At 29.6% G+C, this 24508-nt stretch carries 18 protein-coding genes; 6 read left to right on the forward strand and 12 right to left on the reverse strand.

All coding sequences use genetic code 11. The features are described from left to right. The first annotated feature begins 191 nt into the window (after positions 1-191). Together dsbD and CLCT_RS04320 are read left to right on the forward strand one after the other, a co-directional pair. Complete coding sequence (dsbD, locus tag CLCT_RS04315; protein WP_149062366.1) at positions 192-1883, forward strand: protein-disulfide reductase DsbD; 1692 nt, start codon at positions 192-194, stop codon at positions 1881-1883. Then, on the forward strand, positions 1883-2536 hold the full coding sequence (locus CLCT_RS04320; RefSeq protein WP_170230435.1) for an MOSC domain-containing protein: 654 nt from the start codon (positions 1883-1885) through the stop codon (positions 2534-2536). The genes dsbD and CLCT_RS04320 overlap by 1 nt, the downstream gene beginning before the upstream one ends. Here the strand turns inward: CLCT_RS04320 and CLCT_RS04325 are convergent. Then, positions 2529-3704: an NAD(P)/FAD-dependent oxidoreductase gene (locus CLCT_RS04325; RefSeq protein WP_170230436.1), complete on the reverse strand. Its 1176-nt coding sequence runs from the start codon at positions 3702-3704 to the stop codon at positions 2529-2531. The two genes, CLCT_RS04320 and CLCT_RS04325, sit on opposite strands and share 8 nt — an antisense overlap. Before the next feature lie 102 nt (positions 3705-3806). On the opposite strand from CLCT_RS04325, the gene CLCT_RS04330 reads away from it, so the two are divergent. Beyond that, positions 3807-5171, forward strand: a complete 1365-nt coding sequence (locus CLCT_RS04330) for a sodium-dependent transporter (protein WP_039668458.1) — start codon at positions 3807-3809, stop codon at positions 5169-5171. Here CLCT_RS04330 and CLCT_RS04335 read toward each other — a convergent pair. The 5 genes from CLCT_RS04335 to CLCT_RS04355 form a co-directional block, all read right to left on the reverse strand. After that, positions 5142-6026, reverse strand: a complete 885-nt coding sequence (locus CLCT_RS04335) for a 1-aminocyclopropane-1-carboxylate deaminase/D-cysteine desulfhydrase (RefSeq protein WP_149062369.1) — start codon at positions 6024-6026, stop codon at positions 5142-5144. The genes CLCT_RS04330 and CLCT_RS04335 overlap by 30 nt on opposite strands. Beyond that, positions 6013-6963 carry an OmpA family protein gene (locus tag CLCT_RS04340; protein WP_149062370.1) on the reverse strand — a complete coding sequence of 317 codons (951 nt, stop codon included), beginning with the start codon at positions 6961-6963 and terminating at the stop codon, positions 6013-6015. Before CLCT_RS04340 ends, CLCT_RS04335 begins: the two co-directional genes overlap by 14 nt. Further along, positions 6950-8281, reverse strand: coding sequence for a MotA/TolQ/ExbB proton channel family protein (locus CLCT_RS04345; RefSeq protein ID WP_039668461.1), 1332 nt, complete (start codon positions 8279-8281; stop codon positions 6950-6952). The genes CLCT_RS04340 and CLCT_RS04345 overlap by 14 nt, the downstream gene beginning before the upstream one ends. Positions 8282-8356: 75 nt before the next feature. Then, positions 8357-9421 carry a class II fructose-bisphosphate aldolase gene (gene fbaA, locus CLCT_RS04350; RefSeq protein ID WP_149062371.1) on the reverse strand — a complete coding sequence of 355 codons (1065 nt, stop codon included), beginning with the start codon at positions 9419-9421 and terminating at the stop codon, positions 8357-8359. Then, positions 9421-10236: a major antigenic peptide/PpiC-type peptidyl-prolyl cis-trans isomerase gene (locus CLCT_RS04355; RefSeq protein WP_039618453.1), complete on the reverse strand. Its 816-nt coding sequence runs from the start codon at positions 10234-10236 to the stop codon at positions 9421-9423. Before CLCT_RS04355 ends, fbaA begins: the two co-directional genes overlap by 1 nt. Positions 10237-10315: 79 nt before the next feature. Between CLCT_RS04355 and nth the strand changes: the two genes are divergently transcribed. Then, positions 10316-10942, forward strand: a complete 627-nt coding sequence (nth, locus tag CLCT_RS04360) for an endonuclease III (protein ID WP_149062372.1) — start codon at positions 10316-10318, stop codon at positions 10940-10942. A gap of 23 nt (positions 10943-10965) precedes the next feature. Here the strand turns inward: nth and gltS are convergent, their stop codons facing one another. The 4 genes from gltS to CLCT_RS04380 form a co-directional block, all read right to left on the reverse strand. Continuing rightward, on the reverse strand, positions 10966-12174 hold the full coding sequence (gene gltS / locus CLCT_RS04365) for a sodium/glutamate symporter (protein WP_149062373.1): 1209 nt from the start codon (positions 12172-12174) through the stop codon (positions 10966-10968). Positions 12175-12289: 115 nt separating this feature from the next. After that, entirely contained in the window at positions 12290-13630 is a 1341-nt protein-coding gene (locus CLCT_RS04370) for a TolC family protein (protein WP_149062374.1), read from the reverse strand. A 1-nt stretch (position 13631) separates the two neighbouring features. Beyond that, on the reverse strand, positions 13632-15563 hold the full coding sequence (locus tag CLCT_RS04375) for an ABC transporter permease (protein ID WP_149062375.1): 1932 nt from the start codon (positions 15561-15563) through the stop codon (positions 13632-13634). Then, positions 15560-16693, reverse strand: a complete 1134-nt coding sequence (locus CLCT_RS04380; RefSeq protein ID WP_149062376.1) for an efflux RND transporter periplasmic adaptor subunit — start codon at positions 16691-16693, stop codon at positions 15560-15562. Before CLCT_RS04380 ends, CLCT_RS04375 begins: the two co-directional genes overlap by 4 nt. Positions 16694-16819: 126 nt before the next feature. On the opposite strand from CLCT_RS04380, the gene CLCT_RS04385 reads away from it, so the two are divergent. Together CLCT_RS04385 and CLCT_RS04390 are read left to right on the forward strand one after the other, a co-directional pair. Further along, complete coding sequence (locus CLCT_RS04385) at positions 16820-17428, forward strand: NAD(P)H-dependent oxidoreductase (RefSeq protein ID WP_149062377.1); 609 nt, start codon at positions 16820-16822, stop codon at positions 17426-17428. Between the two features lie 69 nt (positions 17429-17497). After that, entirely contained in the window at positions 17498-21010 is a 3513-nt protein-coding gene (locus CLCT_RS04390) for an acyl-[ACP]--phospholipid O-acyltransferase (protein WP_394349067.1), read from the forward strand. A 29-nt stretch (positions 21011-21039) separates the two neighbouring features. Here the strand turns inward: CLCT_RS04390 and CLCT_RS04395 are convergent, their stop codons facing one another. Together CLCT_RS04395 and CLCT_RS04400 are read right to left on the reverse strand one after the other, a co-directional pair. Continuing rightward, the gene (locus tag CLCT_RS04395; RefSeq protein WP_149062379.1) at positions 21040-23049 is read right to left on the reverse strand and encodes a CocE/NonD family hydrolase; all 2010 of its coding nucleotides are present in this window, start codon (positions 23047-23049) and stop codon (positions 21040-21042) included. Continuing rightward, entirely contained in the window at positions 23046-24296 is a 1251-nt protein-coding gene (locus tag CLCT_RS04400; protein WP_039668470.1) for an MFS transporter, read from the reverse strand. The genes CLCT_RS04395 and CLCT_RS04400 overlap by 4 nt, the downstream gene beginning before the upstream one ends. Positions 24297-24508: the final 212 nt, after the last annotated feature.

Below are 24508 nucleotides of genomic sequence, written 5' to 3' on the forward strand. Positions count from 1 at the left end.
TATTATTCAAAAATTTCCTTTATTATGATTTCAAATATAGCAAATAGCAACTAAATTTCACTAAATATAAGATTGTTTAAAATTGAAATTTTAGTTTATAACAAACTCCTTAATTTAGGATAATTATTAACTTAAATTTACCACAAATAAGTAAAATAAAACAAATTTAATTTATAGTTTCAAGGAGAAAAATGCGTTTTTTAGCGGTATTTTTTATTTTTTTAAATTTAGCTTTTGCTAATAATGGAGTATTATCACTCAATGAAGCTTTTAAACTCAATACCCACAGCAATAATCAAGGAATTTTCTTAAAAATCAATCTTGCAGATAGAATTTATCTTTACAAAGATCAAGTCAAAGTAGAATTAGATTCAAATGACATTACTTCTTTATTAAATTTCCCACAAACTCAAACTAGAGAGAACAAAGAAGTAATCTTTAGCCAACTTGAACTTTTTATACCTCAATTATTATTAGATGATTTTGTTAAAAACAACAAAGCAAAACTTTCCTTAGCTTATCAGGGTTGCTCAGAAGAAGGTTTATGCTATCGTCCTGTATATGTAAATTATGAACTTAATAAACAAAATGGAATTTATGCTATAAAATCCACTAAAGATCAATTTAAAAAACAAAACGAAGATGAGCAAATTGCTAATGATTTAAGCACACAAAATATATTTATCACGCTTTTAACTTTCTTTGGATATGGTTTATTATTAGCACTTACTCCTTGTATTTTACCAATGATACCTATTCTTTCATCATTAATCGCAATGAAACTCAAAGATAAACCATCTAAAAAATACAGCTTTTATTTATCTTTTATCTATGTCTTTTTTATGTCTTTAGCTTATGCTATAGCAGGTGCTTTAGTAGGTCTTGCAGGGGCTAATGTACAAGGTTTATTACAACAACCTTGGATTATCATTACTTTTGCAGCCATCTTTGTATTGCTCTCACTTTCTATGTTTGGCCTTTATGAATTACAACTGCCACTTAAATTTCAAAATTTTATTAATAAAAAAATAGAAGGTAAAAACGGAGTTTTTGGTATAGCTATCATGGGCTTTTTATCAGCTCTTATTGTAGGACCTTGCGTGGCTGCACCTTTAGCAGGGGCTTTGCTTTACATTACTAATAGTGGTGATGTATTTTTAGGAGGACTTTCTTTATTTGTGATGAGTTTTGGTATGGGCATGCCTTTATTTTTAATAGGACTTGGAGGAAGTTTTTTAAAAAGCGGAGCTTGGATGCTTAAAATAAAGATTTTCTTTGGTTTTATCATGCTTATCATGGCAGTTTGGATGCTAGAAAGAATACTTAGTGCAAATGTCATTTTAATGCTTTATGGGCTTATAGGGGTATTTTTTGCTAGCTTTATGGGTTTATTTGATGAAGCAAAAACTAATTTTGATAAATTTAAAAAAGCAAGTATGATTTTAATTTTAGCCTATAGTTTAAGTTTAATTTTAGGTGGCTCAATGGGTTCAAAAAGCTTGCTAAAACCTCTTGAGTTTAACCTTGCTTCAAAAGAAAATAACTCTAGTTTAAGTTTTAAAACCATTAAAAACTTAAAAGAACTTAAGCAAGAATTACAAAATTCTACCAAACCAGTCATGCTTGAATTTACAGCTACTTGGTGTGAAAACTGCAAACTTTTAGAGGAATATACTTTTACAGATACGAAAGTACAAAATTTGCTTGCTAATTACACACTTTTAAAAGCAGATGTGACACATAATAGCCAAGAAGATTTAGCTCTTATGAAAGAATTTGGAGTTTTTGGGCCTCCTGTGATGATATTTTTTAACAAAGGCGAGGAAAAAGGACGTATTATAGGCTATGTAGATGCAAATGATTTTTTAAGTAAAGTTTCTTGATGAGCTTTATTAAATCTTTGCAAATTGGCAAAATCAAAAACTATAATAAATTTCATTCAGCATTTATCAAGGATATTTATTTAAATTCTTTGCAAATTTATACAGATTATATTCTTGATAATGAAATAGCTGATAAAATTCATCATGGAGATTTAGAAAAAGTTGTTTTTGCAAATAGTGTGCAAAACTATACTTTATGGAATAATTATTTAAATCAATACTTAAATTTTGGGGAAATGGGAGAGAATTTAAGTATTAATGGTTTAAATGAAAATAATGTTTGTTGTGGGGATATACATGAGATAGGTACTTGTATTTTACAAGTAAGTCAACCGCGCAAGCCTTGTTTTAAAATTTCTAGCATACACAATCACTTAAATTTCACTCAAGAAATTTTCAAAAGCGGAAGAAATGGATGGTACTATAGAGTCTTGAAAGAAGGTATAATAAACAAAAATGACAAAATCAAAATCTTACAAAAAGATGAAACTAATTTAAGTATTATGGAGTTAAATCAATTATTTTCTAATCCTTTTAAAAATTCAAATTCTTTAGAAAAATTAGAAAAAATTTCCACCCTAGCAAAAGGATGGAAAGAGAGTATTCAGGCTAGATTAAATCATACTTATGATGATTCTTATATGTTTATTTAAAAAATCCTTTTATCCCTATAAGCTGATACTGCCATAATTTTTCTATAAAAATTTTAAGTTTTATTGCTAAAAAACCACTAATTGGCTTATGTAAAACTGTGCCAACTGCATAATCATTTCCGATTGAACAAACGGTATTTCCACTCACAAAAGAAAATTCTTGCTTGAATTCCTTCTCATCAATCATAGCCATTAAAGCTTTAGCTACATAAGCTCCTTCTCTTAATGCAAGCTGGGCTGTTGGAGGATAAGGAGTGCTGGTTTTAGGATTTTTAAATAAACTATTATCACCTATAAAAAAGTATTTTGATGGATTTTCAACATTTAAAGGATGCATGAAAGCATCTACTTCTATACGCGATCTTGCACTTGGAAAGTCTGAGCTATTTTCTATAACGCTATTGCCTCTAACCCCTGCAGTCCAAATGATAGTACTAGCTTTAACAAATTCTCCCTTATCAAGTCTTATACCATTTTTTTCACATTCTATGATTTTAGATTTTTCATATACTTTCACACCAAGTGCTTCTAGCCTTTGCCTTGCTTTTAAAGCCAAACTTTTATCAAACATAGGTAAAATTTGATCCATAGCCTCAATAATAGAAAGTTCTAATTTCTCATAAGCAATTTGTTCTTTTTGGCAAAAAATTTTAAGCTCTTTAGCTAAAGAAGCTACAAATTCAACTCCACTTAAACCCCCGCCACAAACTGTGATTTTTAAATCATCTTCATTTTGGGTAGTTTTATAATTTTTTATTTTCTCATATATTATTTCATTAATCTTTAAAGCATTTTCATAATTATCTATACTCAAAGCATATTCTTGCATACCTTTAATACTAAAAGTTTCTTTAGCAAAACCAAGCCCACATACTAAAATATCAAAGTCAAATTCATTATTTTTAGTAAAAACTTTGTCTTTAGAAATTTTTAAAACTTCATCTTGGATAAAGTTGATTTTTGGATTTAATAAAGGTAAAAGATCATATTTTGAACTATAAATATCTTCATTAGAAGCTACTTTATGTAGTAAAATAGTATGATAATGATAAGAATTGTTATTAATCAAACTCACTTGTGCTTTTTCAAAAAACTCATCAGGTAAGGCTTTTATAGCCGATAAAGTAGCATATCCTGCACCTAAAAACAAAATTTTCTTTTTTTGCATGGATTTTCCTTTAATTTGATAAAAAAATAAATAAAAATTTGGCATAATGGTATTATTTTTTATCTTAAAATATTTTTTATTTAAATTTAGCAAGGAAAAAGCATGCAAAGACAAACTTGGAGCAATACGCTAACTTATATCCTTACAGTAGCAGGAGCGACTATTGGTTTTGGAGCCACTTGGCGTTTTCCATACTTAGTAGGTGAAAATGGAGGCGGTGCTTATGTTTTAGCTTTTTGTATAGCTATGATTTTTATAGGAATTCCTGTGATTTTGGTTGAAAATGTCATAGGAAGACGTAGAATGCTAAATTCAGTCGATGCTTTTGGCGGAAAAACAAGCGATGGGGTTAAAATATCTAATTCTTGGCAAGGTGTTGGCTATATGGGACTTTTAGGTAGTTTTGGAATTATGGCTTATTATATGGTAATAGGCGGATGGGTTTTGGCTTATATTTTTAAAATCATCATAGGCGATTTTAACCTTTCAAACCCCATTAATGCTCAATATACAAGCGAATTTTATAGCTCTACTATAGAAAATAATCCTTTGTTAATAGGAATTTTTACTACTATATTCGTGATAATTAACTGGATTATCTTAAAAAAAGGTGTGATTGATGGCATAGAAAAGTCAGTAAAATACCTTATGCCATTTTTATTTATCTGTCTTTTGGTTGTTGTTGTGCGTAATTTAACACTTGAGGGAGCAAGTGAGGGCGTGAAATTTTACCTTACTCCTGATCTTTCCAAAATCACTCCTAAATTGTTTATAGACGTTTTAGGGCAAGTATTTTTTGCCTTATCTTTGGGTTTTGGTGTAATGATAACCTTATCTTCTCACCTTAAGAAAAATGAGAATTTAATCAAAACTTCTGTTTATACAGGAATTTTAAATACTCTCATAGCAGTACTTGCTGGTTTTATGATTTTCCCTGCTTTATTTAGCGTAGGTTTAACCCCTGATAGTGGGCCATCTTTGGTTTTTAAAACCTTACCTGTTGCATTTTCACATATACCTTTTGGAAATGTAATTTGTGTGTTTTTCTTTTTACTTTTAATCATCGCTGCACTTACCACAAGCTTGCCAATTTATCAAGTAATTATCAGTGTTTTGGAAGAAAAATTTAAACTAGCTAAAAATACTGCTATCAATCTAACGCTTGGAAGTATTTTTGTCTTGGGAAATTTACCATGCATACTTACTTATGGTCCTTTAAAAGATATTACTATCGTCAAAGGAAAAAATATTTTTGATAGCTTTGATTTTATTAGTGGAAATATATTCTTTGTTTTAACCGCATTTTTTTGTTGTATATATATAGGTTGGATACTTAAAAAAGATGCTATTTATGAGCTTTCTAATCAAAATACTCTAAAAGGAAGTATTTTTAAACTATGGTATTACTATGTTAAGTTTATTATACCTTTGGTTATCTTAGTGATTTTTTATTTTGGTATTTTTTAATTTATACTCATAACGCTTTAACATACTTATATTTCCTTCAAGGCCTCCTTGATGGATATATAAGATTTTTCCATCATGTTGCTCTTTATGAGCTAATAAAGTTTTAAAACCCACCATATCATAAAGCAAATCAAACTCCACTCCACATTCTTTTTTTAGATCTTGATAAAGATTATAAAATTCCAAATAAGGCTTAGCAAAATGATATTTTTTAGGTGGATTTAGTATGGTTAAATTATTAAAATCATAATTTGGCTCTAAGCTTAAAATTTGCTCTTTTAAATACGCACTATCTCCCACACAAGCACATGTAAAAACTTTAAATTTGCTATGTTTAGCCAAAAAAGCCGCAGAAGTTCCTGTACCTGAAGGTAAAAAAATACTTACATTTTCATTCAATTGCTCACTAAGCTCTAAAGCCAGTTGTTGATATCCAAATTCAGCTTCTTTTATAGCCACACCCTCTTCTATAAAAACATCATCATCTTTTTTTAAGGCTAAAGCCTGTAATCTTCTTGTAGGATAATTTGTATTTTCTATCAACTCCACATTGTGTTTTAATGCAAATTCTAAATTTCCATGGGGATTTTCTTTTAAAAAAGAACTCATTTTTTCACAAACAAAAATGAGCAAAAAATCATTTTCATAACAAAACTTAGCTAAAGCAACCAAAGCATTGCTTTGAGAAGAGCCAAAGGAAATAAATCTTTGTCTTTTTTTAAACAAATGTTTATTTTTTTCAAAAAAGACTAGTTTTCTAGCCTTATTTCCATTGATATAACCTAGTAAATCATCTCTTTTGAGTAAAAATTCGAAATCTTTGTATTTTAAAACATCAATTCTACTTGCTATCAAGGTATTTTTCAACCTTTTCTAAAGCATTATTTGTATTGATATTAAACTTAATCTCTATTCTACGACTTGCTTCTTTATCTTCTTTACCATCTTTTATAATTACATCAGAATAAGACCTACCACTTGCCATTAAAAGTTTTTGCAATCTTGGATCTTTATAAAATGAGTATATAAAACTCATCACAGCATAAGCTCTTTTTTGCGATAAATCAAGATTATATATATAAGAACCTGCACTATCTGTATGACCTTCTATGACTATATTTTCTATGCTATTTAAGATATTTTCATCTTTTAAAATATTGTCAAAATACTGCGTTAAAATCGTTTTCAAATTCTCTTTTGCTTGAGCTTTTAGCGTAAAAGAATTTGTATCAAAAAGTACTTCAGAAGGTAAAACTATCGCCCCTGTATTAGAATCTAAAGTAATATTAGTATCAAATTTTGCTTGAAGATTTTTAATGGTATTTTCTTTGATTAAACCTAATTCTTTGATTTTACTTTTTGCCTCATCAAAATTACGCTCTAATTCTTTGATTTCTTCATCTTTTTTGTTTAATCTCTCAAGCAAAGCAAAAATTTGTTGATCTTTTTCATCCAAACTTGAATTTAAATCTTGGTTGAGTTTAGTAATATTAGCCTCTAAAGCCTGTTTTTGCTTATTAACATCATCAAGTGTGCTTGAAGTATTATTTAGTTTTTGGCTAAGATTTTTTAAAATATCTTCTTTTTGGTTTAATTCTTCTTTGTTCTCTCTTAAGCGCTCTTCTTGTTTTTGTAGATTTTCTTTTATGATTTGCAAATCACTTTGAGTTAAAACATACTTAACAACTATAGCTCCAATAAGCAAAATAAATATAAAAAGCAAGCCCGCCATTAAATCTGCATAAGCTATCCAAAAATTATGTTCTTCATTGTTAGAATTATTTTTTATCATCTATTTTTTCATCTTCTTTTTGATTTTCAAGCTTTGCAATAACTTGCGTTGTTTGCTCATCTAGTTCTTTGCTTTCTTCTTTAAATTCTTGCATTAGTGAAATTTTTTCATCGATATTTTTTTCATCTTCATATGCTTCTTTAAAAGTATGCATACCCTCTATAATACTTGCCCTAAAACCTTCAAAAAGTTTAGTTTGATTATCAAGCATAAGATTTTGATATTTTTCAATATTATTTGAAAAATTATTCACCTTTTCATCCAAAGCACTCACACTTTTATCCAAATGCACAATCTTATCTGAACTCACATCTAAGAGTCTATTGTATTGCTCTGAAATTCTTAAAGTTAAATCTTTTATGTTTGAATTTAGCATATTTACCGCATTTGCAATCTCGCTGTAAGTTTTAACTATATCTTTTTGCTCTCTTTGGGTTTTAGACAAATCGCTCATAGTTTGTTTTACATGCTCACTGCTTAATCTTACAGCTTTTTCCTCAGCATTTACAAGCTCTTGAAAAACCTTGAATTTTCTATCTATTGTATTATCTAATTCTTTAAAAAATTCCTCATTACTCACATGCTCAAAAATCGTGCCTATTTTTTCAAAATGTTGCAAACTTTCTTGAAGATATTTTCTATCAATTTCTTCTTTAGACCAGAAAAAATCACTTGTTGCGTTTTTTTGACGATTCAGAAGTTTTTGGAATTTACTACTGCCATATTTTTCAAAAAATATCCACCAAAGTGCTAAGAAAATTCCATAAATTGATACATAAAAGGCTGTTCCTACTCCATTTAATAAAACTGAAATTTCTTGTTCTAAACCTGCTGTGTCGCTTGAATTAAAATTTGGCATAGACATGGCTATACTTATAAAAGTTCCTAAAATACCAAGCATAGGAAAAATAGCTGCACCCACAGAAGCAAAATTTTCATTTCTCAAATCTTTCACATAAGCATAAGCAAAATCATCAAAACTAGCGTTTGACTTTGTTTCTTTACCTATAACTAAAAAATGCTTCATAATATAGCGTTTTAATATAAGCTTAAATTCATCTTTTTGTTGCTCAAAAATACTTGAAGCATAATCAGCACTATGTCTAGCAAAAATCAAAGCCACTAAAAAGATAATCCCTATCATTATAACACTATGTAATTCTACTTTAAAATCAATCTTTCCAAAATATCCTAAAAGCACTAAAATATACAATATAGCAGGAATAAAAATAATCTTTAAATAAGCAACAATTCCTGTACTACCTTTTCCCTCAGGCAATACAAGATCAGAAAAATCATCAGTTGTTTTAACTTCCATTTTATAAACCTTTGTTAATTTTGCTCTAAAAATTTGAAATCTTCACAGGAAAATCAACTAAGAGTTATAAAACTCTTAGTTTCTATCGATACAATTTAAATCACTAAAAGCACACTCTAAGCGTTTAATCATACTCTCTTCTCCCGCTCTAAGCCATACTCTTGGATCATAGTATTTTTTATTTGGCTTATCATCACCTTCAGGATTGCCAATTTGTCCTTGCAAATAAGCTTTATTTTTAAGTTCATACTCTCTAACACCATCCCAAAAAGCCCATTGTGTATCTGTATCAATATTCATCTTAATCACACCATAGCTAAGTGCTGCTTTGATATCTTCTATATCACTACCACTGCCACCATGGAAAACAAAATTGATTGGTTTTTCTTCACCAAGATTGAATTTTTCTTTTACATAATTTTGAGAGTTTTTAAGAATTTCAGGTCTTAAAATCACATTTCCTGGTTTATATACTCCATGTACATTACCAAAGCTAGCTGCGATTGAAAATCTATCACTAATTTTAGAAAGTCTCTCATAAGCTAGTGCTACATCTTCAGGCTGAGTGTATAATTTTGCATTATCGATATTAGTATTATCCACTCCATCTTCTTCACCACCCGTACATCCTAGCTCAAGCTCCAAAGAAATCCCAAGCTCAGACATTTGCTTTAAATAATTTTCGCAAGTACTTAGATTACTTTCTAAATCCTCTTCACTTAAATCAATCATATGAGAGCTAAATAAAGGCTTGCCTGTTTCTTTTTTAAACTCAATATTTGCTTCAATCAAAGCATCAATCCAAGGAAGTAATTTTCTAGCAGCATGATCTGTGTGTAAAATCACTGGAACTCCATAAGCTTTTGCCATTAAATGCACATGTCTTGCACCACTTATAGCACCAATTACTTCAGCTTTTGGGCAAGCTTTTCCTGCTACAAATTTAGCTCCCCCATTTGAAAACTGAATAATCACAGGTGAATTAACTTTTTTAGCACTTTCTAAAACCGCATTGATAGAATTTGTCCCTACGACATTTACCGCAGGGATAGCAAATCCTTCTTTTTTTGCATGATTATACACGATATTTAGATCATCACCGCTTAAAACACCTGGCTTAACAAGATCTAATACACCCATTATTTGTATTCCACTTTTGCTTTTTGAAGAAGTTCTTGAGCTTTTTTATTCATAAGTTCTTTAAATTCTTCCATTTTGATATTGCTTTCAATACCTGCTTTTACTTCATTATAACTCATAGTACTTTTTGCCCTAGCATCTTCTTTTAAGATAATATGATATCCAAAATCACTTTTTACAGGTGTTTTAGAAATAGTACCTTTTTTCATAGAAAAAGCTGCATCAGCAAATGGTTTTACCATAGTTGATTCAGCAAACCAACCAAGATCGCCACCTTGAGCTGAAGAACCTTTGTCAATTGATTTTTCTTTTGCAAGTTGAGCAAATTTATCATTTAAAGCTTTTCCACTTAGCTTACTAAGCTCGGCAATAATATCTTTAGCTTCTTTTTCGCTAGTTACCAAAATATGCTTAGCTTTCACTTGAGCTGGTTTGGTAAATTTATCTTTATTTGCTTCATAGAATTTTTTAGCTTTAGCATCATTATTTTTAATTGAATCAAAAATTTTCTTTTGGTAGATATTTACCAAAATAGCTTCTTTAGCACGCTCTAATTCTTCTTTATATGAAGGATCATTTTCTATTTTTTGAGCTTTAGCGTCTTTTAATACAAGTTGTTGAACAATATATTGATCAATAATTGCTTTTTTTTGTTCAGCTGGTAAATCAGTGATTTTAGCACCTCTTAACATAGGAGCAAAAAATTCATTCACTTCTGTATCACTGATATTGTTTCCATCAAGGGTTGCAACCACCGCAGCATTTAAACTCAAACCCGTTAACAAAGCCGCAGCAACTAAAGAAATTTTTTTCATTGTTTTTCCTTTTGAAATAGTTTTGTTGATTTTATTATATCTAAACTTTATTTAAAGCCGATTAACATACAATAAGTTTATGAAAAGAAATTTAGAAATTAAAAAATTATTTTTAGAACATTTTGGACAAGCAAAAACAGAATTAGTTTTTAGTAATGCTTATGAACTTATAGTTTGTGTTATGCTCTCAGCTCAATGTACCGATAAAAGGGTCAATCTCATCACGCCGGCTTTATTTAAAGCTTATCCTAATGTGCAAAATTTAGCTAAGGCAAACTTATCATCTTTGAAGCTTTTGATTAATTCTTGCTCATTTTATAATAATAAAGCACAAAATTTAATCAAAATGGCTCAAGCAGTTTGTGAGCAATTTAATGGTGAAATCCCTATGAATGAGCAAGATTTAAAAACTCTAGCAGGAGTAGGACAAAAAACTGCACATGTAGTGATGATAGAATGGTGCGGGACTAATTGTATGGCTGTAGATACCCATGTATTTAGAGTTTCACACAGACTTAATCTTAGCAAAGCCAAAACCCCTGAAGAAACTGAAAAAGATTTAACTAAAATTTTTAAAGATAATCTAAACTATCTTCATCAAGCTATGGTGCTTTTTGGACGCTATACATGCAAGGCTAAAAATCCTTTATGTAAAGAGTGTTTTTTAAATCATTTATGTAAGAGCAAAGATAAAAAGTTAATCTAGCACTAAATTAGTGCTAGATGATTTTAATGAAAGAATGGTAGATATAAGAAAGCATTAATCACTAAAGCATTTACTATATCTATGAAAAATGCACCTACTAAAGGTACAATAATAAATGCCATATGGCTCATACCATAGTGATTTGTTACAGTTTGCATATTTACCATAGCTGTTGGAGTAGCACCTAAACCAAAACCACAATGTCCTGCTGCTAAAACTGCTGCATCATAGTCTTTTCCACATACTCTAAAGGTTACAAATATAGCAAAAGCAGCCATCATAGCAACTTGTACTACTAAAATTACTAGCATCGGTAGTGCAAGGGTTACTAGATCCCAAAGATTAATAGTCATTAACGCCAAAGCTAAGAATAAAGACAAGCTTACATTACCTAAAACTGATACTTCTCTATCAAACACATGGTGAATTTTTGTAGCTGATAAAATATTTCTTAAAACAACACCCACAAAAAGACAATACACAAAAGTTGGTAAAGTAAAACCTGTGTTTGCTTTAATATAAGTAGATAAAGCATTACCTATTAATAAACATAAAGCAATCAATGCTAAAGACTCTATAAAAGAAGATGGAGTGATCAATCTTTCTTTTTCTGGAGATTGGAAATTTAAAATCGCATCTTTATCATCATTTTGTTTTGGAACTACTAATTTATGTTTATTAACCAAATATCTCGCAACAGGACCACCTATGATACCACCTGAAATAAGTCCAAAAGTCGCACAAGCAATAGCAATAGTAGTTGCACTAGAATACAAATAAGGTTCTTTAATAAATTCAGCCGCCCAAGCCGCACCTGTACCATGACCACCACTCATTGTAACAGAACCTGCTATAAGCCCCATAAGTGGATTTTGTCCCATGGCAGTTGCTACGCCTATACCAACTATATTTTGCGCAAAAAGCAAGCCAACAACTACAACTAAAAAAACCGCTAATTTTCTACCACCTTTTTTTAATGAAGCAAAATCGGCTAACAAACCAATACTTGAAAAGAATGCAAGCATTAACGGATCTTTCATAGATTCATCAAATTTAATGTCTAATGAAAAAGAACTATGTAAGATTAAAAGAATAATCGCAGCTATTCCACCACCAACAACTGGCTCAGGGATATTATAATCACGAAGAAATTTTACCCTTTTAATGACAAAAACGCCCAAAAGCAATACTATAACCATAGTAACTAGCGTTGCATAAAAATCAAATTTCATATCTCTCCTTTGTTTGATTTACTTATCAATTGTAATCTAAATGACTTTAAAAACAACGCAATTAAACACTACTCTTTACTAAGATATTACAAAATGAAACATTTTTAAGTCTATTTTACTCTGAAATCAATACTATATTATGATACAAATTAATATTTTTAAGCAAAGATAGTTTCGCTCTACTAAGCTCTTGAAGTGAATTAATAAGCAAAGCATCTGCATCAAGATAATCTTTTAGCTCATTACGCCCTAATTCATATTTTTCAAAATATAATTGTGTAATTTTTGCTTGATTGGTATTAATATCTTTTACTAAATTTAACAAATCATTGTAGTATTTATCGTTTTCATAACAAAGTTTAAACTCATGGATAGCTCTTTGTAATGCGTCTTTATACTCATATAAGCGTGCTTGGTATGTAAATTCAGAAATTTTTACATTTTGTCTTACTCTATAAAAGTCCAAAAATGGTAAGTCAATAACAACATTACCTCCTAAGATTAAAAATTTAAAACTTTCATCAAAATTTTTATCACTCCCATCTAAATTTCCTAATATTTTTATACTAGGCAAAATGCTTTTTTGCACACTTGCATAATCCTTATAAGAAGCCATAAGTTGATTTAGTTTTGCTTGAACCTGTGGTCTATAAGCAAGCATTTTTAACTCTATATCAAAATTAATTTTTTGCAAATAAAAATCCTCAAGAGTGTAATTTAGTATTTTATTAATCAAACGCTCATCATCTTTACCTAGCAAATTTTTTATATTTTTAAGTGTTAAGTCTTTATTTTGCAAATTTGTAATGATGTTTTGTTTAGTGTTTAATAAAGACTTTTTGATATTTAAAAGATCAATATATTCAACCTTACCATAATCAAATTTAGTAGTATAAATTTCTAGCATTTGTTCAAGATTTTTTAAATGATTGTTTAGCAAGCGATCTACATCATTAAAATAAATTAATTCAAAAATACTATTAATTGCCAAATTAATCGTATCAAGTTCTAAAGAACGTAACTCATATTCGCTTGCTTTTGCTAAAAATTCAGAACTAGCAACTTGATCTGAAATTTTTCCATATATATCAAGCTCATAATTTAACATAATGCCATTTGAAAAACTATGCATTTCTGCACCATTGTTTAAATTTTTTCTTATATTTACACCTAAATTTCCACTCAAAGTAGGATAAAAATCTAAATTTAAAAGCTTATATCTAGCTAAAGTGCTTAAAAAATTAACTCTTGCTACATTTAGATCTTTGTTATTATCAATAATAGCTTTTAAGATATTATTTAAATCTTGATTATTATATTTTTCCCACCAAGCCTTGCTTGCATTAAAATCTTCAAAATATTCTTTTTTTATTTGATCTTGAGATACTTGCTCTAATTTTACACCTACACAAGCATTTAAAAAAAAGGCTATAAAAAATAAAAAAAATATTCTCATTTCATTCCTTTGATAAAGCACTAATAGGATTTAAATTTGCTGCATTTTTTGCTGGGAAAAATCCAAAAACAACTCCGATTAAAACCGAACTTAAAAGCCCTAAAAATACTGAATTTAACGAAAGTATCATTGTAAAACCAAAATTTAAAGAATTAAATACTTCAATGATGATAAAAGAAAGTATTACTCCAAAAATGGCCCCTAAAGAACAAATCAATACAGCTTCAATTAAAAATTGCATTAAAATATCTTCTTTTCTAGCTCCAATAGCCATTCTAACTCCAATTTCCCTTGTACGCTCACTTACTGAAACAAGCATTATATTCATCACGCCAATACCACCTACTATCAAAGATACCACTGCAATAGAAGAAATAAGTAAAGTCAAAGTAGCAGTATTTTCCTCAATAGCATTTTTAATCGCATCAGAATTTATAGTGAAAAAATCTTTTTTTCCGCGTTTAATCTCTAAAATTTTTACCATAGCCTCTTCAGCTAAAGCAGGATTTACCTCATCTTTTACCTTAGTTACTATGGCTCTTATTTGCTTATCCCCTGTGATTTTATTCATCAAACTAGAATAAGGAGTATAAATTTTAATGGTATTTTCATCAGCTCTAAAGCCTTTATTATCTCTTTCTTTTTTTAAAACACCAACTATAGTTAAAGGTTGCTTGTTAAAAATCACGCTTTTACCTAAAACATCTCTAGCGCTGATATTATCAAATAAAATTCTCAAAGCATTTTCATCTATAATACAAATATTAGCATTATCTTTTATATCCTCATTATTAATAAATCTACCATCTACCATCACAAAACCTCTAAGTCTTAGATGATTTGGCCCTACTCCATAAATTCTAGCTTGCAAAGAATTATTCTTATAAGTTACCACCCCTATTTTGCCTATATCTGCTTCTACTGCTTCTAAATAAGGCAAAGAACTTAGGGTTTTTAAATCACTTAAATTTAGCCTTGTTTTACCTGATCGAATATCTCCCAAGCCACGCCCTGAAACAACTTCTATAGTATTAGTCCCGATAGAGCTAATGGAAGCAAGTATATTTTGTTGAGCTCCAAGTCCTAAAGCAACCACGCAAACTACTGAAGCTATTCCTATGATAATACCAAGCATAGTAAGCAAAGAACGTAGCTTGTGTGCTACAATGGAAGCTACAGACATTTTCAAACTTTCAAAAAGCTGATTTTTAAGTAAATTAAAGCTTTTTTTCTCTTTTGGCATTAACTTAGCTTTTATTTCATCTGCTTTTTTTGCACCATTATCACTTATAATCTTACCATCTTTAATTTCTATAACTCTTTTTGCTCTAGCAGCTATTTCTCTATCATGAGTGACTAAAACTACAGTGTGTCCTTGTTCATTTAGTTTATTTAAAATTTCTAAAACTATTTTACCGCTTTTAGAATCAAGCGCACCCGTTGGCTCATCTGCTAAAATAAGCTCACCACCATTCATCAAAGCTCTTGCTATGGAAACTCTTTGCTGTTGTCCACCACTTAGTTCATTTGGCTTTGATAATTCTTTATGATCAAGCTCTAAAAAAGAAAGTAATTCTTTAGCCTTTTGTGATCTTTCATGTTTGTTTTTACCCGCATAAACAGCAGGTAAAGCAACATTATCTTTAGCATTTAAAAGACTAAGTAAATTATATCTTTGAAAAATAAAACCTATTTTTTGGCGCCTAATCCTTGCTTTTTCATCTTTGCTTAAATTTGTAACTTCATATGCATCTAAAAAGTATTTTCCACTACTTGGCTCATCGAGTGTGCCTATAATATTTAAAAGAGAGGTTTTTCCACTACCTGATTGTCCTATAATGGCTACAAATTCTCCCTTTTGAATATAAAGATTAATATTTTCTAAAATAGTTGTATTATTAATCTTTTTTTGTATATTTTCTAAGCGTATCATTTTTTATTTTTACCTATGATAACTAAATCACCCTCATTAATACCATCTAAAATTTGAGTATTTAAACTATCTTTAATACCTAATTTAACAGGTGTTTTCACACTTATATTATTTGCTTTTAAAATTTCTACATAATAACCACTTGTATCGCTTTTTATAGCTAAAGTTGGTATAACTAAAGTATTATTTTCTGTTTTAATAGCAATTTCATTTTCTGTACTCATACCTATGCGTAAAAAATTATTATCATTTTTTACAAAAACTCTTGCATAATAATACACAGCGCTAGTGCTAGCACTTGAGTTTGAGTTTAAATTTGTATTGCTTGTTGCATCACTTATGGTAGTATTTGCTGGATCTATGCTTGAAATAGTTGCTTCGTATTTTTTATCAGGCTCATTTAAAATACTAAATTTAACCTTTTTACCAACACTGATTTTATTAATATCAGCTTCAGCTATTTGCATACGAATTTCCATTTCACTTAAATCAGCCAAACGCACTATACTTGGTGTATTTTGGTTTGCATTTACAGTTTGTCCCTCTTCAACTGCTACATTAATAATCTCACCCTTACTAGGTGCAGTTATGGTAGTATAGGCTAAATCTTTTTGAGCATTTTTTAAAGAAATTTCAAGTTGAGTAGTTTGAGCTTTTAAATCAGCTACATTCGCTCTTAAGGCATAAAAAGTATTTTTAAGATTTTCAAGATTTTCTAAAGAAGTAGCCTTTTTGTCATAAAGCTTTTGCTCTCTTTGGTATTGTTTGGTAGCTATATCAAGAGCGATTTTTTTACTTTCTAAATTTGCCTTTGCACTTTCAAGCTGAGCTTTAGTAATATCTAAATCATTTTGTTGTTTATCTTTATCAATTTGTGCAATTAAATCACCTTCATTAACATGATCACCTAATTTTACATAAAGTTTAGTAATTTGCCCACTAACTTGCGCACCAACATCAACTTGGGTTTTTGCATAAACTTCGCCAATTGCTTCTATACTTTGAGTGATGTCTTGTTTTTTAACTTCATAGGTTAGATAATTATATTCTTCCTTATTTGCAAAAAAGAAAAAATATACCCCTATAATGAGTATAATAAAAAATATGCTTAAATAAATTATTTTTTTCATTTTAATCCTTTAAAATCATATAATAAAACATTTGTATGAAGTAAAAATAAAATTGTAACAATAAAATATAATTTTAACAATTTTAAAGCTTATAAGATATAAGATAAATCAAAAAAAGGAAAAATAATGCAAGATTATTTAAATTTAATGCAAAATCGCTCTTCTATTAGAGCTTACACCCAAGAAAAAATTTCTAAAGAGAATTTAGAATATATCTTAGAATGTGCTAGATTATCTCCTAGCTCCTTAGGACTTGAACCTTGGAAATTCTTAGTTTTTCAAAAAGATGAACATAAAAAAGAAATTGCTAAAATAGCTAATAATCAAAGCCATGTAGCAAATTGCGCTGCTATTATAGTTATAATTTCAAGGGCTGATTTTAAAGATTATTTTGAAGAAAAGCTAAAAAAGAGAGGTTTAAGCCGAGAAGAATTAAACAAACGCTTGCAAACTTATAAGCCATTTTTAGACGCAATGGATTTAGAACAAAGTTTTATTTATGCAAAAGAACAAAGCTATCTTGCTATTGCAAACATTATCAATGCTGCTTATAGTTTAAATTTGGGTTCATGTATTATCGGTGGCTTTGATAAAGATAAAATCAATCAATATTTAAATTTAGACACTACCAAGCAGAGAGTATCCATGCTCATTACTTTAGGATATACCCAAGAAAATATTAGCACAGAAAAAGCTCGTTTTACATTTGATGAAGTGGTAGAATTTAAAGATTAATCAAATATCAAAACTCCATTTAAATTTTATATAATAAAATAATATTTTTAAAATAAAATGGAGTTTTTAATGCAAGGAAATTTTTTAAAGATTTTTGGCGTATTGCCATTTTTAGCAGTAGCTTTTATTAACGCTTTTGTAGATTTAGGACACAAAATCATTATACAAAACACTATCTATAAATTTTATGAAGATAGCACCCAGCTTTTTCTAACTGCTATTGTTAATGCTTTGATGCTTTTACCTTTTATCCTTATGCTTTCGCCTTCTGGATTCTTAGCAGATAAATTTCCTAAAAATAAAATCATGAAAATATCTGCATTATTTTCGGTAATATTAACTTGTATTATTTGTTTGTGTTATTATCTTGGAGCATTTTGGCTTGCTTTTGTAATGACTTTTATCATGGGAGTGCAATCTGCTTTATACTCTCCTGCAAAATATGGTTTTATAAAAGAATTAGTAGGAAAAGAACTTTTAGCTATGGGAAATGGAGCCGTAAATGCGGTAAGTATCGTGGCTATTTTAGCCGGTATGACAGTATTTTCTCTAAGCTTTGAAATACTTTTTGAGCCAAATTTTAACACTCCTTCGGATATTTTAACACAAATTGCGCCTTTGGGTTTTGTATTGATAGCTTTTGCTTTATTAGAACTTTTTTTAGCTTATAAACTTCCTAGTTTAAAAGAAGAAGATAAAAATTTAAGTTTTGATAAAAAACAATATTTACAAGGAAAGCTTTTAGCCTCTAATTTAAAAACAATATTTTCTCATAAAATCATTTGGCTTTGCATTGTAGGAATTTCACTTTTTTGGGCCATATCACAACTTTATTTAGTAAGTTTTCCTGTATATGCAAAAAATGATCTTTTTATAGAGAATACCTTTTACATACAATGCTCTTTAGCTTTTTCTGGTATAGGAGTGATTATAGGATCACTTATTAGTGGTAAGTTTTCTAAAAACTACATCGAATTAGGTCTTATACCACTAGGTGCTTTAGGGATTTTTCTAATGAGCATTTTAATGCCATTTTTAGAAAACTTACTAAGCTATAGTGTGGTGTTTTTTATTTTTGGTTTAAGTGGTGCATTTTTTATCATACCTTTAAATTCTCTCATACAATTTCATGCAAAAGAAAATGAACTAGGAAAAGTCTTAGCAGGTAATAATTTTATACAAAATATTTTCATGTTAGGCTTTTTAACACTAGCTACTTTTGCTGCTTATGCTGAATTTGAAGTGATAAATTTGTTTTATTTTATCATCGCTGTGGCATTTTTTGGAAGCGTTTATGTGCTAAGTAAATTGCCTTTTTCTTTAGTGCGTTTATTAATGAGCATAGCGTTTTTTCAACGCTACCGTTTATTAGTAGAAGGTTTTGAGAATATTCCTGAAAAAGGTGGAGCATTATTGCTTGGTAATCATATATCTTTTATAGATTGGGCTATTGTACAAATGGCTATACCAAGAAAAATTTATTTTGTTATGGAAAAAAGCATTTATTCTAAGTGGTATATTAAAATTTTTCTTGATAAATTTGGAGTTATTCCTGTTTCAAGTGCTTCTAGTAAATCAAGCTTAGAGCTTATTGCTATGCATATTAAAAACGGAAATTTAGTTTGTCTTTTCCCAGAAGGAGTACTTTCACGCCATGGACAGCTTAATGAATTTAAAGGCGGATTTGAGTTAGTTTGCTCAAAATTAGAAGAACAAGATGGAGTGATTTTGCCTTTTTATATTAGAGGACTTTGGGGAAGTGCTTTTTCAAGAAGTGATGAAGAATTTTCAGCAAGAAATCGCAAAATAAGCAAAAGAAAAATCGCTATTGCTTTTGGAAAAAGCTTACCAATACACACTAAAAAAGAAATTGTCAAAGCAAAAGTTTTTGAACTTTCTTTTATTGCTTGGAAGTCTCAATGTGAAAGTATGCATACTATAGCCAGAGCTTGGATAGATAGCGCTAAAAGAAATTTAAGTCAAATAGCTATTGTTGATCCTTTAATAGGTGGTATTACTTATAGAAAAATGCTTGCTTTAAGCTTGGTTTTTAGCTCTTTCATAAAAAATATATCGCATGAGCTAAATATACAACCTACCCAAGGAAGCTATGCTCCAAAAGAAGAATGTATAGGAATTTTGCTCCCTGCTTCTATGGCTAGCTCTCTTTGCAATCTAGCTGTATTACTTGCAAATAAAATCGTAGTAAATTTAAACTTCACAGCAGGTGTAAAAGCGATTAATCAAGCCATTCAAAGTTCTCAAATTCAACAAATTTATACCTCTAGAAAATTTATAGAAAAATTAGAAAATAAAGGTATAAAACTAGAATTTGAAGAGCATGTTAGAATTATTTTTATGGAAGATGTTATCGCAAGCTTTAAAAGACAAAAACTCAAAATCTTTTCTATGCTTGCTTTAGTAAGTATCTTACCTACTTGTTTAATAAAAGCATTATTTGCACCTAATAAACAAAACCTTGCCATAGCTGCTATATTATTTAGTAGTGGTAGTGAAGGAACACCTAAAGGAGTAATGCTAAATAATCGTAATATTTTAAGCAATATAGCTCAAATTTCAGATGTATTATGTGCAAAAAATGAAGATGTTGTCTTATCTTCTTTACCACCTTTTCATGCTTTTGGATTAACTGTAACTACTTTTATGCCTTTATTAGAAGGGATTAAAAGCATAACACATGCTGATCCAACAGATGCACTAGGCGTAGCAAAAGCTATAGTAAAAAATAATGTTAGCATTATGTGTGCTACTTCAACTTTTCTAGGTATTTATGCAAGAAATAAAAAACTTGATGCGATTATGTTTGAAAGTTTAAGGATTATCGTCTCAGGTGCTGAAAAACTCAAAAGCGAAGTAAGAACTGCCTTTGAAATGAAATTTAAAAAACCTATTTTTGAAGGCTATGGAGCCACTGAAACCACTCCAGTTGCAAGTGTGAATTTACCGAATAAATTTGATCCTGATTACTGGATTTTACATCGTGCAAATAAAGAAGGTAGTGTAGGTATGCCTTTACCAGGAAGCGCTATACGCATAGTAGATCCATCTACTTATGAAAGTTTAAATCATGGAGAAGACGGATTAATACTCATTGGTGGTCATCAGGTTATGGTGGGTTATTTAAACAATAAAGAAAAAACCGATGAAGTTATCAAAGAAATCGATAACATACGCTGGTATAATACCGGAGATAAAGGCCATGTGGATGAGGATGGCTTTTTATATATAGTAGATCGTTATTCTCGTTTTGCAAAAATTGGCGGTGAGATGATATCTTTAGGAGCTTTAGAAGAAGAAATTGCTAAATTTATCAATACAGATATAGTAAAATTTTGCGCAGTTGCACTAGATGATGATAAAAAAGGTGAAATGGTATGCTTATTAGTAGAATGCCAAGAGCAAGATTTTGATGGAATTTGTGAAGTGATTAAAAACTCTACTATGCCTGCTATTTTTAAACCAAGTAAATATTTTAAAGTAGAGCAAATTCCGCTTTTAGGTTCTGGTAAAGTGGATTTAAAAGGCGCTAAAGATTTAGCTAAAATCTTGCAAGAAAATTAATTCCCAAAGCAATTTTACTTTGGGAAATTTTACAAACTATTTCTTTTAGTTTTATAATCATATTTTTTATCAAAAACAAGCTTATCATTTTCTTTGACTGCTATCTTTCCTTTAATATAAAAATACTCCAAATCACTAGTTTGTGTTAAAATTATATCTGCCTCCATCATACAACCTTCTCGTCCTATTTGCATTGTTTGAGTAATGGTATATTGCGCGCTTAATGGATTTTCATTTTGAAGTTTTAATTCTCTTTTTAAATTATGCTTTACTAAAACATCAATCTCATCAAATCTATAAACACCTTCTCCAAAAACTCCACCAACACCATCTGTAATACAAGTCCAAGTATCATTTAAAATATCATAAGAAATGCTTCTATCTACCCTACCTTCTTCTAAAAGTGTTATTGGAGTTAAAGGAGCACTTTGTGCTTGCATATTGATTTTATTGCTATCTTGACCATTAAAACATGGTAAATTAAATTCACACTCATTTAAATCTAAAGTCAAGGTTGAAATTTTTGGCATAGGCCAAAACATAGGCCAAAAAGAATTCGCTAATGATAATCTTATCTTAGAACCCTTGGTAAATCTATAGCCGCAAGCATCAAGTTTGATTTGCTTTTGGATAAATTCATCTTTTTTTAAAGGTATAAATTGCTCTTTATCATCACTTAATGCAAGATTGACCACTCCATAACTTACTCTTTTTACAAAACCATCAGCTCTAACTTCACTAAGCTGAGCAAAAAGCATAGCTTTTTCTTGATCACTTGTAATTTTTACATTTAAAACCGGAAAACCCAAAATATCTAAATCTTGTTCTAAAAAATCACTTTCAAAAACAACTGCCATCCCATCATCCAACCTTTGATCACTAGGACTTTCTCCTAAAACACCAGCCCCCATCCATTCTCCAGATAAAAGCCCATGATTTAGCGGAGTGTTGATTTTGATAAATTCACTTGATTTTTTACATGTTAATTTATACGAATTTAAATAGTATTTTTTATAGCCAATATCTTTTTTAAAATCATTTAAAGCAACAAAACGACCTTCCACTTTCTCTGTTTTTGAATTTGGCTTAGAACTATTTTCAATATACGCTTGTATCATAGGAGTTTCAAGCGCATCATTTTCCTCATTTTTAAGCCATTTATCCCACCATTTAAGTGCTTCTTGTAAAAAACCCATTGCAGGTAAAGGCAAGCCATCATGAGGATAAACATGAGCCCAAGGACCAACGACAGCTTTTTTTGGAACTTTCAAAGAATTCATTAGAGTAAAAACAGGATTAGTATAAGAATCAGCCCATCCATCTAATGCAAAAACAGGAACTTGTATATCATCATAATTTTCTCCAACAGATCCATGCTTCCAATAGTCATCTTTTAAAGTATGCTCAAGCCACAATGTAGGCCATAAAGGCATATTTTCAAGCCTATTGAGCCATTTATTTCTACCATTTGGATCAATTTTTGGATCAACAAAGCGTGATTGATATGCAAGCATGATATTACCCCACCAAAAATTATCATTAAGCAGACATCCACCTTTATAATGAATATCTTCATTAAACCTATCATCAGTAAAACCTACCACTATAATAGCTCTTAAATTTTTGGGTCTTCTTGCTGCAACTTGTAAAGAATTAAATCCACCCCAAGATTTACCCATCATACCAATATTCCCATCACACCATTCTTGCTTTGCTATCCATTCAATAACTTCTAAGGCATCATCTTGTTCTTGCTTTAAATATTCATCTTCCAATAAACCATCAGATTCCCCACTTCCTCTAATATCAACTCTAACAACCGCATAACCATTACCACTAAAATATCCATGCATAGGTTCATCTCTACCTCTTGTTCCATCATTTTTTCTATAAGGAATATATTCTAATATAGCAGGAACTTTTTCTTTAACTTGAGGAAGCCAAATTCGTGATGAAAGCTTGGTGCCATCTTTTAAAATTATCCATTCATTTTCTATCACTTTAACCTTGTTTTTAAAATCAAAAATAATTTCTTTCATTTTATCTCCTTTTTATTGTATTTTTTAATCCAAATCAAACAAAACATTACACCCAAAATAGCCATAGCTATCATAATAGTAAAATATATATGAAAACCTTTTACACCTGGATATCTATCTAACAAATCCCCAGCAAGCAAAGGTGCAAAAACCTCAGGTAAATATCCAAAAGTAGATACAATACCTATAGCCATACCTGCTAAATGAATAGGAATTTTTCCCTCACTAAGTAAAGAGTAATAAATTCCAAAATTAGAATACATAGCTACATAAATTACCACACAAGCAGAAGTTAAAACGCTCATTTGTAAAAATCCATTTAATTTTGAACTAAGCATTAAAAAAATAACACCGATTCCCATTAAAATAAAGCCTATCATCATTATTTTAGCCTTTCCGTATCCATCTGCTATAAATCCACCTACTACAGAAGAAACAGGACGAATGTATTGAGCTAATACTGTTAAAATAGCTGCGAAAACAGCAGAAGCTCCTATAACATTACTTGCATAAGGAGTAAAATAATAAAAGCTCATATTAAAAAAATATGTACAAAAAGTAATAGCAACCACAAGCCAAAGAGCTGAATTTTTCAAAAGAAAAACCAAATCTTTGATTTTAATCTTCTCGCTTTGTTCATTAACCTCATCTTTTAAAAGAAAAAATAATAAAACAGCACTTGCAATAGGAGCTATAGAATAAAATATAATAACCATTTCTATACCTTGTGCGGCTAAAGCTTTTGTTTGAAAATATCCAAAAATACTTGTAGCTATAGCCAAATGTGCAGCACCAACAACACCTCTACCACCTTCAAAAATTCCATAAGCTTTTGCTTGTTCTTTAGAATTTGCCAAACTTCTTACTATTTTCATCAAAGAAGGCCAAAAAGTTAATAATGAAGTAATTCCCCAGATTCCATAAATAATCAAAAGTGCATTTAAAGAAGTAAAATATAAATGTAACAAACCACCAAGTCCTGTAGCAATTAAAGAAAAAATCAATAATTTTTTTGGCGCAAAACGATCTGCTAAATATCCTCCTAAGGCATAAGAAAACAAACCAAGTAAGCCATAAGCACTACCCAAAAGGCCCATTTCAAAATTATTTAAATGATAAAGACTCATATAATCATCATAATAATATTTTCTAAAATAAGGCAAACCATAAATAATAGATCCACAAAAAGATAATAACAATAATGTAAAAAAATTATTTTTTAAACTTTGTTCTTTATTTTCATACATTAAAAACCTCCTTTTTTATACTATATATGATTTTTTTATTTTTTAATAATATAAATATAGATAATTTTGCATAAAAATTTTAAATTGATATATTTTTTACACACTTAAGATAATTTTTAAAAATTTTTTTTAATTAAATGAGTTATAATAAAAACAAAAACTCTACAAAAAATTAAAATTATCTATAAATTTTTATATTTCATTATCATTTT

Origin of the sequence: Campylobacter lari subsp. concheus (assembly GCF_008245025.1) — a bacterium.
GTDB classification, from domain to species: Bacteria; Campylobacterota; Campylobacteria; order Campylobacterales; family Campylobacteraceae; genus Campylobacter_D; species Campylobacter_D concheus.

Coding starts and splice junctions, on each gene's coding strand:
- CLCT_RS04380 (WP_149062376.1), bottom strand. CDS start 16,693: ATGAAAAAAATAATTTATTTAAGCATATTTTTTATTATACTCATTATA.
- fbaA (WP_149062371.1), bottom strand. CDS start 9,421: ATGGGTGTATTAGATCTTGTTAAGCCAGGTGTTTTAAGCGGTGATGAT.
- nth (WP_149062372.1), top strand. CDS start 10,316: ATGAAAAGAAATTTAGAAATTAAAAAATTATTTTTAGAACATTTTGGA.
- CLCT_RS04375 (WP_149062375.1), bottom strand. CDS start 15,563: ATGATACGCTTAGAAAATATACAAAAAAAGATTAATAATACAACTATT.
- CLCT_RS04390 (WP_394349067.1), top strand. CDS start 17,498: ATGCAAGGAAATTTTTTAAAGATTTTTGGCGTATTGCCATTTTTAGCA.
- CLCT_RS04320 (WP_170230435.1), top strand. CDS start 1,883: ATGAGCTTTATTAAATCTTTGCAAATTGGCAAAATCAAAAACTATAAT.
- dsbD (WP_149062366.1), top strand. CDS start 192: ATGCGTTTTTTAGCGGTATTTTTTATTTTTTTAAATTTAGCTTTTGCT.
- CLCT_RS04400 (WP_039668470.1), bottom strand. CDS start 24,296: ATGTATGAAAATAAAGAACAAAGTTTAAAAAATAATTTTTTTACATTA.
- CLCT_RS04395 (WP_149062379.1), bottom strand. CDS start 23,049: ATGAAAGAAATTATTTTTGATTTTAAAAACAAGGTTAAAGTGATAGAA.
- CLCT_RS04325 (WP_170230436.1), bottom strand. CDS start 3,704: ATGCAAAAAAAGAAAATTTTGTTTTTAGGTGCAGGATATGCTACTTTA.
- CLCT_RS04330 (WP_039668458.1), top strand. CDS start 3,807: ATGCAAAGACAAACTTGGAGCAATACGCTAACTTATATCCTTACAGTA.
- gltS (WP_149062373.1), bottom strand. CDS start 12,174: ATGAAATTTGATTTTTATGCAACGCTAGTTACTATGGTTATAGTATTG.
- CLCT_RS04385 (WP_149062377.1), top strand. CDS start 16,820: ATGCAAGATTATTTAAATTTAATGCAAAATCGCTCTTCTATTAGAGCT.
- CLCT_RS04345 (WP_039668461.1), bottom strand. CDS start 8,281: ATGGAAGTTAAAACAACTGATGATTTTTCTGATCTTGTATTGCCTGAG.
- CLCT_RS04340 (WP_149062370.1), bottom strand. CDS start 6,963: ATGATAAAAAATAATTCTAACAATGAAGAACATAATTTTTGGATAGCT.
- CLCT_RS04355 (WP_039618453.1), bottom strand. CDS start 10,236: ATGAAAAAAATTTCTTTAGTTGCTGCGGCTTTGTTAACGGGTTTGAGT.
- CLCT_RS04370 (WP_149062374.1), bottom strand. CDS start 13,630: ATGAGAATATTTTTTTTATTTTTTATAGCCTTTTTTTTAAATGCTTGT.